This is a genomic window from Streptococcus sp. 959, from assembly GCF_013277075.1.
Classification (GTDB): domain Bacteria; phylum Bacillota; class Bacilli; order Lactobacillales; family Streptococcaceae; genus Streptococcus; species Streptococcus pseudopneumoniae_C.
The window spans coordinates 18,154-32,602 of record NZ_VMMF01000010.1 but is presented as its reverse complement, the minus strand read 5'-3'; the positions used below and the strand labels follow the sequence as shown (position 1 = coordinate 32,602).

The following is a 14,449-nucleotide window of genomic DNA, read 5'->3' as shown; positions in this document are numbered from 1 at the left end:
GAGAAAATCATGAAACGATTAATTGATTATTTTGTATCGGGAATGCGTACGGCTTCCTTCTTTTATTTGAGTATGATGTTATTAGCTCAGTGTTATCCAGGTATTACCTATCCTGAACCAATGATAAAAAATATTCTAGCTCTGTTTTTAATGGGTGGAATTATGGGGGTATTGACTTTAATACTTGAAAAGCTAGAGTTTCTTGCTTTTAGTATACGCGTAGGAGTTCATTTATTAGTGACAGCTACTATTTTAGTATTGACCTCTCTATTTTTTGGTTGGGGTTCAGCCTTGTGGAGTCCCTTGCTTTGGTTCTTTTTCTTGTTAATTTATGGATTGATATGGTTGTATCAAATCTGGCAAACTCACAAACTCACCCAACGAATTAATCAAGCCTTAGAGGATAAAAGACAGAAAAAGGATAAATAGTGAAGTGTTTAGTATGAAGTTGGAGGAGAGTGCTAGTTTCCATTTAGAGTAATTTATGATATAGTATTTTCAGTGTAAAAACAAGGAGAAAGCTATGCCAGTAAATGAATATGGTCAGATGATTGGTGAGTCAATGGAAGGTTATACATCCGGTGCACTGCCTTCTATTGATTTCTTAGAAGGGCGTTATGCTCGGATAGAGGCTCTTTCGGTGGAAAAGCATGCGAAGGATTTATTAGCTGTTTATGGTCCAGATACTCCTCGGGAGATGTGGACTTACCTCTTTCAGGAGTCAGTGGCAGATATGGAGGAGCTGGTTAGCCTTTTAAATCAGATGTTAGCTCGTAAGGATCGCTTTTACTATGCGATTGTAGATAAGGCAACTGGTAAGGCCTTGGGAACTTTTTCTCTTATGCGCATTGACCAAAATAACCGAGTAATAGAAGTGGGTGCCGTCACCTTTTCTCCAGAACTCAGGGGAACACGAATAGGGACAGAAGCTCAGTATCTCCTGGCGCGCTATGTTTTCGAGGAGCTTAAATATCGTCGCTACGAGTGGAAATGTGATTCTCTTAATCTGCCATCCAGACGAGCTGCGGAGCGTTTGGGATTTGTCTATGAAGGAACCTTCCGTCAGGCAGTCGTTTATAAGGGGCGTACGAGGGATACGGATTGGTTGTCTATGATTGATAAGGACTGGCCACAAGTCAAAGCTCGTTTGGAAGCATGGTTGGATCCTGAAAATTTTGATAAAAATGGGCGGCAGTATAAGAGCTTGAGAGAACTCTAAGAGGTGTTGAGATGATTACTATTAAAAAGCAAGACATTGTCAAGCTAGAGGATGTTTTGCATCTTTATCAGGCTGTCGGTTGGACAAATTATACCCATCAACCTCAGATGCTGGAGCAGGCCTTATCTCATTCATTAGCGATTTATGTGGCGCTTGATAGTGATACTGTGGTGGGCTTGGTCCGTTTAGTCGGAGATGGTTTCTCATCGATTTTTGTCCAGGATTTGATCGTTTTACCTATCTATCAGCGTAAAGGGATTGGTAGAGCCCTAATGAAAGAGGCTTTAGAGGATTACAAAGATGTCTATCAAGTCCAGCTGGTGACAGAACAGACAGAAAAAACCTTGGTATTCTATCGTTCTATGGGCTTTGAAATCTTATCCACCTATAATTGTATAGGGATGACTTGGGTAAATCGAGAAAAATAACAAAACTAGTTTTTTCTTAAGCAAAGTTTAAGGATGGTCTAGTATCATATAGTCATTAAATAAAGACCTCCTAACTTTATTTAATAAAATCCTAAACTTTTCTTTTTCATAATAATCTCCCTTAACTCCACCCAATCAGGTGGAGTTTTTTGGCTCTATTTCGGGCTTTTGAGGACTATTCTAAAATAATTTTCCGATATTTTCCGGTATTTTCGGATTTTGGTCGGGGAATTGGAGGGGACTTTTTTAGGAAATATGACTAAGAAATAGGTCTGTTGTTGCTTCGGCTACTTCAAACTCAATTTGATTGTAAGTGACTGTTAATTGAAGGACTGGAACTGTTGTAATAATGATTTTGCTTGTCCAGTAGTGGCGTATTAAATGAGGAGTGACATGTAAGATTGTCTCTTCATTTACTAAATCAAAATTTCTATGAAATTGATAGAATCCCTAACTTTCTCTTAAACTTGAAAGTCTTGTTGTAAAACGGTTAAAGCTTGAGAAGCTGAGGATATAAACCTTTGACAAATTTTGTGAACTGTGGGATAATAAAAAGGAATTGAGTACTAGTTCTATATCATGGACTAGAAAAGACCTCAAGCTAACTTCCACATTAAGCTTGAGGTCTTTTTTGACACTATTTGTCCTTGTTTAGCCATTTATCGACTAATCGAAGAACGACACCGACCACAATTGGTCCGATGATAGTTTTGAGTACTAATTCCATCATGGGCTATCTCACCTCCTTTCGTAGGCGGTGTAGCAGTGCCGAACAATATTATACCACATACATGCTAAACTCGGGGGTCATCTAATTAGGTGGCTTTTTTGTTTGTGGCTTGGATTTTTGATATAATAGAGCCATGAGTAGAATTTTAGACAATGATATAATGGGGGATGAGGAGTTAGTAGAACGCACGCTCCGTCCTCAGTATTTACGTGAATATATCGGGCAGGATAAGGTCAAGGATCAGCTTCAAATCTTTATCGAAGCCGCTAAAATGCGGGATGAAGCGCTGGATCATGTCCTCCTTTTCGGGCCTCCAGGTTTGGGGAAGACGACCATGGCCTTTGTTATTGCCAATGAACTGGGAGTTAATCTCAAGCAGACGTCGGGTCCTGTTATCGAAAAAGCTGGTGATCTGGTAGCGATTTTGAATGACTTAGAGCCTGGGGATGTCCTCTTTATTGATGAAATTCATCGCTTGCCTATGTCGGTGGAAGAGGTGCTTTATAGTGCGATGGAGGACTTTTACATCGATATCATGATTGGTGCTGGTGAAGGCAGTCGCAGTGTTCATTTGGAGTTGCCACCTTTTACTTTGATTGGTGCGACAACTCGGGCTGGTATGCTCTCAAATCCTCTACGGGCACGTTTTGGGATTACAGGTCATATGGAGTATTATGCCCATGCTGATTTGACGGAAATTGTCGAGCGGACGGCAGATATTTTTGAGATGGAAATTACTCATGAGGCAGCATCTGAGTTAGCCTTACGTAGTCGTGGGACTCCTCGTATTGCCAATCGTCTCCTCAAGCGCGTGCGCGATTTTGCCCAGATTATGGGGAATGGGGTTATCGATGATCTTATTACCGATAAGGCTCTGACCATGCTAGATGTTGACCATGAAGGCTTGGACTATGTAGACCAGAAAATCCTTCGCACCATGATTGAGATGTATGGCGGCGGTCCTGTCGGTCTAGGAACTCTTTCTGTGAATATCGCTGAAGAGCGTGAGACGGTTGAGGATATGTACGAACCTTACTTGATTCAAAAAGGTTTTATCATGCGGACACGGTCTGGACGGGTTGCAACGGCTAAGGCCTACGAGCATTTAGGTTATGAATACAGTGAAAAATGAGCAAGAAATACTAGAGGTTTTTAGAGAAAATCCGGATATGATGACTATTCTGACCATCATCCGAGATCTTGGTCTGAAAGACTCGTGGTTGGCAGCAGGTTCGGTACGAAATTTCATATGGAATCTCTTGTCAGACAGGCCACCTTTTGACTGTGAAACAGATGTTGATGTCATTTTCTTTGATCCAGATATTTCTTATGAGGAAACCTTGTCCCTAGAGAAAAAGTTGAGAGCGGATTTTCCTCAGTACCAGTGGGAGTTGAAAAATCAGGTCTATATGCACCAGCATAGCCCTCACACTGCTCCCTATAGCAGCTCTTGTGATGCTATGAGTAAGTATCCAGAACGGTGTACGGCGATTGGGCTCCGATTGAATGAAGACTTCGCTTTAGAATTCTTTACTTCCTATGGACTTGAGGATATTTTGAATTTCCAAGTTCGCCCAACTCCTCATTTTTTAGAGAATCAAGACCGAATGAAGCTCTATCAAACACGATTATCCAAGAAAAATTGGCAAGAAAAATGGAAAAATTTGATTTTTAAAAATACTTAAGGAAACTTTAAGCTAGGAAGTGTATACTAAGTTCATAAGTTAAGAAGACCTTAACTTAAACTCCTAAAACTTTTTCATAATAATCTCCCTATAAAAAATAAAGTCGCCCAATCAGGCGGCTTATTTTTTAATGATTAAATAATAGCTAATTTTTCAAATTTATCATATAGTTAATAAAAGATTGATTAGTTACGTAAAAGATAATAATCAATACAGAGTATAATATAGCCACAGAATATTACATTTTATAATACTGATTTAATTTTATTTTATTTAGCTTTTAGAGAGTAGTTTCCGATAAATGAAATATCGGAATTTGTTTATGAAAATGACTATTAAATCTATAGACTAATAATTATTGAACTAAAATTACTTAAATAGTATAATAAGTTTTGTAAGAAAGATGCTATAGACTTTTGAGTTTATCGTGAAAAGTGAAGGGATTTTATAGGACAAATGAATAACGATATTATAGTTGATAAAAAATATTTAGCAAACAAAATTTTAACAGAATTAAGATACAATAAAAGATATATGTATAATTGGGTTAAATGGTTTGGGAGTACAGATAAGAACTCTCTAAAAATTAGAGAATATTTAGAAGAGGAAATTGAAAACGTTATTTATGAAGTAAAAGGTTCTCGGTTTGATATAGAAAATTATTTTATCGATGCCATTCCCTTATTCAAAAAAATTAGTCGTTCGGAGAAAGAAGTGAATAACAAAGATGATGATAATTTATGTGAACAAGAAAAAAATGTTATCAGTTTTGCTGCAGAAAATAAAATAAATGGTGCCATAGAATATAATTATTTCTTACTATCTGATTTGAAAATAATGATATTGGGAGCAATTTGGGTAGAAGTTATAGGTAGAGAATTAGATAATGGACAATTATCTAAAGATGTTTATGCAAATCGAGTTTCTCAAAATACAAGCTCCATTTTTAAACCTTATTTTGAAGCTTATTCTGATTTTAGAGATGCAAGTTTTAAAGAAGTGAAAACTTTGATTGAAAATAATAAAACAGGTATTTTAGTACAGACAGACCTCAGTAAATGTTTTTATTCTATTAATATAGGTGAACTAAAGAGTAAAATTAAATCTTTTCTTAAAGATAGTAAAGCAGGTGAAACTGTAATCAGATTAAATGATTATGTTTTCAGTGTTTTAAAGAAATATAATGCTTTACAAACTATCAAGGAGTACATAGCAAGATCATCTTCTCAGAATAATATAAATGTTTTACCTATTGGATTCTTTCCTAGTAATGTATTAATTAATATTTATCTTAAAGAGTTAGACAAAGAGATAAAATCTAGACATAATCCCATACAGTATGGAAGGTATGTTGATGATATATCTTTTGTTATAGTTAAAGAAATAAATAATGATAATAAAAATGAAATTGTTAATGATATCGAAGGAGAATTAGATAAAATAAAAGAAAAGTTAAAGAAAAAGGATGTTTATATAAATCTTAATTTTGAAAAGACTTTATATTTTATTATAAGTGAAAAGAATGATATAAATTATTTGAAAAAATTTGAAAAGGAAACCTCAAGATTATCTAGTGATAATCATAGAATTATTGATCCATTAGAGTTTGAAGACGAGTTTGACAAAGCATATATTTTAACAAAAGATATTACAAAATTATCTGATTTATTTACAATATCCAAGGATAAAAAACATTTAAGCAGAGTAATTTCTACAATTTTTTATTCTATTTATGGGAGTATGAGAAAAGAAAATCATAAAAAGAATATCGAACTATCAAAAAAGTTTCTCAAATATTTTTATGATTTTGTTGATGATGAATTTTTTTTAGAACTATATGATTATTGGTATCAGTTATGTACAATAGAAAAAATTTCTCAAAATCTACAAAAGTTAGATAAAAAAATTATGGTTAAAACTATGTTCTACAATAAACTAAAAAATATTAAATCTATTGATGATGAATTGATAGGTACTTTCGTAAAATATTATGAAGACTTATTAAAAAAATGTTTTTTAGAAAATGACAACGAGCTATTTGTTAGTTTACAAGATAATTTTAGAAAACCAAAATATAAATATCAAGAAAATAAATATTTACTTAACTATGAGATTCAATTAAAAGAACTATACAAGATATTTAAGCACATTGGTGAGGAAGAGTTTCAAAAATTGAAAATAGAATCTAATCAATTTAACGAACTAAATAGTTTATTCAAAAAGTGGAATGAGAGTAATGGATATCCTAAAAAAACTGCAAATAAGGATGTGCTTTTAGAAGATTATGAGCAAAAATCATCTCTTCGATTTGCTCAAGCAAATATCTACTCTTCAGAGGAAAAATTAGATACATTTATTAAAACAACAGAAAATTTATCTTCACTTTCAGATATTGTAACTGTTTTAAATTTATCAGATAAATATAATGCTGATATTATTTCTTTTCCTGAGCAAGGAATCAGTATTGAAGATATTGTTACTGTAGTAAAGCATGCCGTAAAGACCAAAACATTGATAGTAGGTGGACTAGATTTTATATTTATAAATGGAAGAATCTTAAATCTAACAATTGTTATTATACCACTCAGAACAATAATTAAAGGTGTTGACTATAAAGATGCTCAAATTCAACTAATTCCAAAGATATACCCTTCACCAGACGAATACAATCAATTTAGGCATAGTAAACCCGATAGCAAGACTCTTAATTGGAGAATGTACATTCCAAAAGAAGAATATAATCATACATTTGAATTCAGAGGATATAAGCATGCTTTTTTAAATTGTTATGAAGCAACTTCAATAGATTTGAAATATGAAATTTCTAAAGAAGAACCATTTGTAATACATCTTATAACTAATAATAAAGATATAAAGTATTATTACCAAATTTCTGAGAGCCTCTCTAGAGATTTGATGGCCGTAACGAGTATAACAAATTATTCTAAGCTGGGTGGAGTTCAAATTTTTGTTCCTTATAAGGAGGAGTATAAGCGTGTAGTTTCAAGTCATAAAGGGTCGAAGAATACTCATGTAGATATTTGCGATATAGATTTAGATGATATAAATAGTAAACGACTAGATAATCTCAATGAAAATATGAAGCAGAACCCTCCAAAATACTATTATAGAAATACAGAGGAGTATTATGATTAGTAAAATTAAAGAGTATGGCCCAATTACATTAGCGTGGTTTGGTAGTATACAATTTTTACAGCCATTGATACCAAACGAGTCTAGAAGATATATTACTTGTCAATTATTAATCTTATTAATTTCGTTTATAATTGCATATGTTTACAAGAAGAATAGATATAAATTTTTGAGTAATACACAAAAGCTAAATCTAAAGATTTATTATGATGATATCTTCAAGACGAAATATAATGACTATATCAGGGTTATTGCAACCGATGATGATTTAACTGTTGATAAAACTAAAATTAGTTCAAAGTCTGTATATTCTCACTTTCTTAATAGAATTAATGTGCTTGATTTAGAAGACGTAAGGAGGGAAGCCAATCGAATTGTAACGTTTCAAAACAATTCTTCTATATATTATCTAGTTAAAATTGCTTGCTTTGATGAAAATGATACGATTATTTTAGAAGATATTAGAGACTATTTTTCAATGTTGTACGATCTTTGTGAATACATAGAAAATAATGCAAAAGGGAGGAAAATAGTATGTCCTGTTTTGGGTGGAAGAATAAGTTTCAAGAATTCAACACCTACTAGTTCTGATAGGCTTAACCTCATAAAGTTAGCATTTGAAACATATAATTTTAAACGAGAAATAGATATTCATATTGTCGTAAATAAGGATAATACAAGGCCTAAAAAGTATACTATTGTATAAGTGTATAAGAAAAATTTGAGCAAGGGAGTTTATACTAAGTTCATAAGTTAGGAAGACCTTAACTTAAACTCCTAAAACTTTTTCATAATAATCTCCCTATAAAAAATAGAGTCGCCCAATCAGGCGACTTATTTTTTTGAAAAATGGGCTTGGTGCCTGAGAATAAATAGCTTAGTGATAGAAGAAAATAGGGAAATATGGTATAATGAAACGATAGATTTTTGAATAGGAATAAGATCATGTTTGGATTTTTTAAGAAAGATAAGGCTGTGGAAGTAGAAGTTCCGACCCAGGTTCCTGCTCATATCGGCATCATCATGGATGGGAATGGTCGTTGGGCTAAAAAACGTATGCAACCGCGAGTCTTCGGACACAAGGCGGGCATGGAAGCATTACAAACTGTGACTAAGGCAGCTAACAAGCTAGGTGTCAAGGTTATTACAGTTTATGCTTTTTCTACAGAAAACTGGACCCGCCCCGATCAGGAAGTCAAGTTTATCATGAACCTGCCCGTAGAGTTTTATGATAATTATGTCCCTGAATTGCATGCGAATAATGTTAAGATTCAAATGATTGGGGAGACAGATCGCCTGCCTAAGCAAACCTTTGAAGCTTTAACAAAGGCTGAGGAATTGACTAAGAACAACACAGGTTTGATTCTTAATTTTGCCCTCAACTATGGTGGACGTGCTGAGATTACACAGGCTCTTAAGTTGATTTCCCAGGATGTGTTAGATGCCAAAATCAACCCAGGTGACATTACAGAGGAATTGATTGGCAACTATCTCTTTACCCAGCATTTGCCTAAGGAGTTACGAGATCCAGACTTGATTATCCGGACTAGTGGAGAATTGCGCTTGAGCAATTTCCTTCCATGGCAGGGGGCCTATAGTGAGCTCTATTTTACGGACACCTTGTGGCCTGATTTTGACGAGGTAGCCTTGCAGGAAGCCATTCTTGCCTACAATCGTCGTCACCGCCGATTTGGAGGAGTTTAGGAGGAAATATGACACAGGATTTACAGAAAAGAACCTTGTTTGCAGGGATTGCCCTGGCTATTTTCCTACCAATTTTAATGATTGGGGGACTCTTGCTGCAGATAGCAATTGGAATCATAGCCATGCTAGCCATGCATGAACTTTTGAAGATGAGAGGTCTAGAGACCATGACGATGGAAGGCCTCCTGACCCTCTTTGCAACTTTTGCCTTGACCATTCCCTTGGAGAATTACCTGACTTTTTTGCCAGTTGATGGGAATGTGGTTGCTTATAGTGTGTTGATTTCAATCATGTTAGGAACGACTGTTTTTAGCAAGTCCTATACGATTGAGGACGCTGTTTTCCCTCTTGCTATGAGTTTCTATGTTGGCTTTGGATTTAATGCTCTATTAGATGCTCGCGTTGCAGGTTTAGATAAGGCACTATTAGCCTTGTGTATTGTTTGGGCGACAGACAGTGGTGCCTATCTTGCTGGGATGAACTATGGGAAACGAAAATTAGCACCAAGGGTATCGCCTAATAAAACACTTGAGGGTGCCTTTGGCGGTATTGTAGGAGCAATTTTAGTAACCATTATCTTTATGATAGTTGACAGTACAGTTGCTCTTCCGTATGGAATTTACAAGATGTCAGTTTTTGCTATTTTCTTTAGTGTGGCTGGACAATTTGGTGATTTACTAGAAAGCTCGATTAAGCGTCACTTTGGTGTCAAAGATTCTGGGAAATTTATCCCTGGGCATGGTGGTGTTTTGGATCGTTTCGATAGTATGTTGCTTGTATTTCCAATCATGCACTTATTTGGACTCTTTTAATCAAAAGACGGAGGAAATACTATGCTCGGAATTTTAACCTTTATTCTGGTTTTCGGGATTATTGTGGTGGTGCACGAGTTCGGGCACTTCTACTTTGCCAAGAAATCAGGAATTCTAGTGCGTGAATTTGCCATTGGTATGGGGCCAAAAATCTTTGCTCATATTGGCAAGGATGGAACGGCCTATACCATTCGAATCTTGCCTCTGGGTGGCTATGTCCGTATGGCCGGTTGGGGTGATGATACGACTGAAATCAAGACAGGAACTCCTGTCAGTTTGACGCTTACTGATGATGGTAAGGTTAAACGCATCAATCTTTCAGGTAAAAAATTAGATCAAACAGCCCTCCCTATGCAGGTGACCCAGTTTGACTTTGAAGACAAGCTCTTTATCAAGGGCTTGGTTCTGGAAGAAGAGAAAACATTTGCAGTGGATCACGATGCAACGGTTGTAGAAGCAGATGGAACTGAGGTTCGGATTGCTCCCTTGGATGTTCAATATCAAAATGCAACTATCTGGGGAAAACTGATTACCAACTTTGCAGGTCCTATGAACAACTTTATCTTAGGTGTCGTTGTTTTCTGGATTTTAATCTTCATGCAGGGTGGTGTCAGAGATGTCGATACCAACCAGTTCCATGTTATGCCCCAAGGGGCTTTGGCTAAGGTAGGAGTGCCAGAAACGGCTCAGATTACCAAGATTGGCTCACATGAGATTAGCAACTGGGAAAGTTTGATTCAGGCTGTGGAATCAGAAACCAAAGATAAGACGGCCCCGACTTTGGATGTGACTATTTCTGAAAATGGTAGTGACAAACAAGTAACTGTTACCCCAGAAGAAAATCAAGGTCGATATCTTCTAGGTGTTCAACCAGGAATTAAGTCGGACTTTCTATCCATTTTTGTAGGTGGATTTACAAGTGCTGCTGACTCGGCTCTCCGAATTCTATCGGCTCTGAAAAATCTGATTTTCCAACCGGATTTGAACAAGCTAGGTGGACCTGTTGCCATCTTTAAGGCAAGTAGTGATGCTGCTAAAAATGGAATTGAGAACGTCTTGTACTTCTTGGCAATAATTTCCATTAATATCGGGATTTTTAATCTTATTCCGATTCCAGCATTGGATGGTGGTAAGATTGTGCTCAATATCCTGGAAGCCATTCGCCGCAAACCATTGAAACAAGAAATTGAAACCTATGTCACCTTGGCCGGAGTGGTCATCATGGTTGTCTTGATGATTGCTGTGACTTGGAATGACATCATGCGACTCTTTTTTAGATAATCGAGGAATATTATGAAACAAAGTAAAATGCCTATCCCAACGCTTCGCGAAATGCCAAGCGATGCTCAAGTTATCAGCCATGCTCTTATGTTGCGAGCTGGTTATGTTCGTCAAGTCTCAGCAGGTGTTTATTCTTATCTACCGCTTGCCAATCGTGTGATTGAAAAAGCTAAAAATATCATGCGCCAAGAGTTTGACAAGATTGGTGCCGTTGAGATGTTGGCTCCTGCCCTTCTTAGTGCAGAGTTGTGGCGCGAATCAGGTCGTTATGAAACTTACGGTGAAGACCTTTATAAGCTAAAAAACCGTGAAAAATCAGACTTCATCCTAGGTCCAACTCACGAAGAAACCTTTACAGCTATTGTCCGTGATTCTGTTAAGTCTTACAAGCAATTACCACTCAACCTTTACCAAATCCAACCTAAGTATCGTGATGAAAAACGACCACGCAATGGACTTCTTCGTACACGTGAGTTTATCATGAAAGATGCTTATAGCTTCCACGCTAACTATGATAGTTTGGACAGTGTTTATGATGAGTACAAGGCTGCTTATGAGCGTATTTTCACTCGTAGTGGCTTAGACTTCAAGGCTATCATCGGTGACGGTGGAGCCATGGGTGGTAAGGACAGCCAAGAATTTATGGCGATTACACCTGCTCGTACCGATCTTGACCGCTGGGTTGTCTTGGACAAGTCAGTTGCCTCATTTGACGAAATTCCTGCAGAGGTGCAAGAAGAAATCAAGGCAGAATTGCTTAAATGGATGGTCTCTGGTGAAGATACCATCGCCTACTCAAGTGAATCTAGCTATGCGGCTAACTTAGAAATGGCAACAAACGAGTACAAACCAAGCAATCGTGTTGTCGCTGAAGCAGAAGTGACTCGTGTTGCAACACCAGATGTTAAATCAATCGATGAAGTTGCAGCCTTCCTAAACGTTCCAGAAGAACAAACGATTAAAACTCTCTTCTACATGGCAGATGGTGAGCTTGTTGCGGCCCTTCTAGTTGGAAATGACCAGCTCAATGAAGTTAAGTTGAAAAACCACTTGGGAGCAGATTTCTTTGACGTTGCTAGCGAAGAAGAAGTGGCGAATTTTGTTCAAGCAGGATTCGGTTCGCTTGGCCCAGTTGGTTTGCCAGAGAATGTTAAAATCATTGCAGACCGTAAGGTGCAAGATGTTCGTAATGCAGTTGTAGGTGCTAACGAGGATGGCTACCACTTGACTGGTGTGAACCCAGGTCGCGACTTTACTGCAGAATATGTGGATATTCGTGAAGTTCGTGAGGGTGAAATTTCTCCAGACGGACAAGGTGTCCTTAACTTTGCGCGTGGTATCGAAATTGGTCACATCTTCAAACTCGGTACTCGTTACTCAGCAAGCATGGGAGCAGATGTCTTGGATGAAAATGGCCGTGCTGTGCCAATTATCATGGGCTGTTACGGTATCGGTGTCAGCCGTCTCCTCTCAGCAGTTATGGAGCAACACGCTCGTCTCTTTGTTAACAAAACGCCAAAAGGTGAATACCGTTACGCTTGGGGTATCAACTTCCCTAAAGAATTGGCACCATTTGATGTGCACTTGATTACTGTCAATGTCAAGGACGAAGAAGCGCAAGCCTTGACAGAAAAACTTGAAGCAAGCTTGATGGGAGCTAGTTATGAAGTCTTGACAGATGACCGTAACGAACGTGTCGGAGTCAAATTCAGCGATAGCGATTTGATTGGGTTGCCAATCCGCATCACTGTTGGGAAGAAAGCAGCTGATGGTATCGTAGAAGTTAAGATCAAAGCAACTGGTGATACCATCGAGGTTCATGCAGATAACGTACTTGAAACGCTTGAAATCCTAGGCAAAAAATAAAAACTATAATCAGAAGAAAAACAAGGAAAAAATGTAACTAGTTTTTACCTTGTTTTTTCTGTATAATGGGAAAAATGAGTAAATAAAGAGGTAAATGTATGCAAAGATTTCCAAAGGATTTTGTCTGGGGATCCTCTACTTCTGGGCCGCAGACAGAAGGGCGTGTAGCTGGTGACGGCAAGGGAGATAATCTCTGGGATTACTGGTACCAAGTGGAGCCAAATCGTTACTATAATGGGATTGGTCCAGATAAGACATCGACTTTTTATGAAAATTGGGAACAGGATATTGAGCTTTTGTTAGAGACTGGTCACACGGCCTTTCGGACTTCTATCCAGTGGTCACGGATTTTTCCACAAGGCTGTGGAAAAGTCAATCCTCAAGGTGTGGATTTCTATCGTAAGGTCTTTGAGGCTATTAAGGCTAAGGGGATTCGTCTGTTAGTCAATCTCTACCACTTTGATTTGCCTTTTGCTCTTCAAGAAGATGGTGATGGTTGGGAAAATAAGGCGACTGTCTCAGCCTATGAAGACTATGCTCGTTTCTGTTTTGAGACTTATGGAGATTTAGTGGATCAATGGATTACCTTTAATGAGCCCATCGTTCCTGTAGAATTTGGCTATTTTTACGATGCCCATTATCCACATAAGGTGGATGCAGAAGCGGCAGTTAAAGTAGCCTACCACACACAATTAGCTAGCAGTCTAGCGGTCAAGGCCTGTCATGAACTCTTACCTGATTCTAAGATTGGGATTGTCTTAAACTTGACACCGGCTTATCCACGTAGCCAGCATCCTGCTGATGTCAAGGCAGCTCGGATTGCGGACCTCTTTCAGGCCCAATCTTTCTTAGACCCGTCTGTTTTGGGGACTTATCCACAGGAGTTGGTAGAAATCTTGCATGAACACGGTCTCTTGCCCGATGCTACGGAGGAAGAGTTGGAGATCATTCGTGACAATACGGTGGATTTCCTTGGTGTTAACTACTATCAACCTTTGCGCGTGATGGCACCTCGATTTGCTAAACATCCAGAGAGTCCACTCTTGCCAGAACATTTTTACGAACCTTATGTTATGCCTGGACGTAAAATCAATCCTCATCGTGGCTGGGAAATTTATGAGCAAGGGATTTATGACATCGCCCAAAATATCAAGGAAAATTATGGTAATATCGAATGGATGTTGACAGAAAATGGTATGGGTGTTGAAGGAGAGGAAAAATTCCGTGAGAATGGAATGATTCAAGATGATTATCGTATTGACTTTGTAAAAGGTCATCTTCGTGAACTGCACCGTGCCATTGAAGACGGAGCCAATTGTAAGGGCTACTTAATTTGGACTTTTATCGATTGTTGGTCATGGCTCAACAGCTATAAAAACCGCTATGGTTTGGTCGAACTAGACTTGGAAACGCAAGAACGCCGTCTGAAGAAATCAGGCCACTGGTTCAAGGAACTAAGTGATAATAATGGATTTTAAAAAGGACTCTGACTGATGATTTTAATTGGTCAGAGTTTTTTGATTACAGAAGGCTGATTTGAACTATACCAATTTTTATTCTTGACAAGTGAG

13 protein-coding genes are annotated in these 14,449 nt (G+C 37.5%); 12 read left to right on the top strand and 1 reads right to left on the bottom strand.

From position 1 onward, the window contains the following. Positions 1-9: 9 nt before the first annotated feature. The 3 genes from HT717_RS03240 (at position 10) to HT717_RS03230 (ending at position 1,647) form a co-directional block, all read left to right on the top strand. Positions 10-429: a DUF3021 domain-containing protein gene (locus HT717_RS03240; protein WP_173304382.1), complete on the top strand. Its 420-nt coding sequence runs from the start codon at positions 10-12 to the stop codon at positions 427-429. A 94-nt stretch (positions 430-523) separates the two neighbouring features. Beyond that, positions 524-1,219 carry a GNAT family protein gene (locus HT717_RS03235; RefSeq protein WP_173304380.1) on the top strand — a complete coding sequence of 232 codons (696 nt, stop codon included), beginning with the start codon at positions 524-526 and terminating at the stop codon, positions 1,217-1,219. Between the two features lie 11 nt (positions 1,220-1,230). After that, on the top strand, positions 1,231-1,647 hold the full coding sequence (locus HT717_RS03230) for a GNAT family N-acetyltransferase (RefSeq protein WP_173304378.1): 417 nt from the start codon (positions 1,231-1,233) through the stop codon (positions 1,645-1,647). Between the two features lie 637 nt (positions 1,648-2,284). Here HT717_RS03230 and HT717_RS03225 read toward each other — a convergent pair. Further along, the gene (locus HT717_RS03225) at positions 2,285-2,377 is read right to left on the bottom strand and encodes a type I toxin-antitoxin system Fst family toxin (RefSeq protein ID WP_000970382.1); all 93 of its coding nucleotides are present in this window, start codon (positions 2,375-2,377) and stop codon (positions 2,285-2,287) included. Positions 2,378-2,510: 133 nt separating this feature from the next. On the opposite strand from HT717_RS03225, the gene ruvB reads away from it, so the two are divergent. The 9 genes from ruvB to bglA all read left to right on the top strand — a co-directional run bounded on the left by ruvB (position 2,511) and on the right by bglA (position 14,356). Next, positions 2,511-3,509 carry a Holliday junction branch migration DNA helicase RuvB gene (ruvB, locus tag HT717_RS03220; protein WP_345890438.1) on the top strand — a complete coding sequence of 333 codons (999 nt, stop codon included), beginning with the start codon at positions 2,511-2,513 and terminating at the stop codon, positions 3,507-3,509. Then, positions 3,490-4,062 carry a nucleotidyltransferase family protein gene (locus HT717_RS03215; protein ID WP_173304376.1) on the top strand — a complete coding sequence of 191 codons (573 nt, stop codon included), beginning with the start codon at positions 3,490-3,492 and terminating at the stop codon, positions 4,060-4,062. The genes ruvB and HT717_RS03215 overlap by 20 nt, the downstream gene beginning before the upstream one ends. A 456-nt stretch (positions 4,063-4,518) precedes the next feature. Continuing rightward, complete coding sequence (locus HT717_RS03210) at positions 4,519-7,218, top strand: RNA-directed DNA polymerase (RefSeq protein ID WP_173304374.1); 2,700 nt, start codon at positions 4,519-4,521, stop codon at positions 7,216-7,218. After that, positions 7,211-7,921 (top strand): macro domain-containing protein, encoded by a 711-nt coding sequence (locus HT717_RS03205; RefSeq protein WP_173304372.1) that lies wholly within the window; start codon positions 7,211-7,213, stop codon positions 7,919-7,921. Before HT717_RS03210 ends, HT717_RS03205 begins: the two co-directional genes overlap by 8 nt. 239 nt (positions 7,922-8,160) lie before the next feature. Next, positions 8,161-8,919: an isoprenyl transferase gene (locus HT717_RS03200; RefSeq protein WP_084930180.1), complete on the top strand. Its 759-nt coding sequence runs from the start codon at positions 8,161-8,163 to the stop codon at positions 8,917-8,919. A gap of 8 nt (positions 8,920-8,927) precedes the next feature. Beyond that, on the top strand, positions 8,928-9,731 hold the full coding sequence (locus tag HT717_RS03195) for a phosphatidate cytidylyltransferase (RefSeq protein ID WP_173304369.1): 804 nt from the start codon (positions 8,928-8,930) through the stop codon (positions 9,729-9,731). A 21-nt stretch (positions 9,732-9,752) separates the two neighbouring features. Next, entirely contained in the window at positions 9,753-11,012 is a 1,260-nt protein-coding gene (gene rseP / locus HT717_RS03190; protein WP_020900021.1) for an RIP metalloprotease RseP, read from the top strand. A gap of 12 nt (positions 11,013-11,024) precedes the next feature. Next, positions 11,025-12,878 (top strand): proline--tRNA ligase, encoded by a 1,854-nt coding sequence (locus HT717_RS03185; RefSeq protein ID WP_173304367.1) that lies wholly within the window; start codon positions 11,025-11,027, stop codon positions 12,876-12,878. A 98-nt stretch (positions 12,879-12,976) separates the two neighbouring features. Continuing rightward, the gene (bglA, locus tag HT717_RS03180; RefSeq protein ID WP_173304365.1) at positions 12,977-14,356 is read left to right on the top strand and encodes a 6-phospho-beta-glucosidase; all 1,380 of its coding nucleotides are present in this window, start codon (positions 12,977-12,979) and stop codon (positions 14,354-14,356) included. Positions 14,357-14,449: the final 93 nt, after the last annotated feature.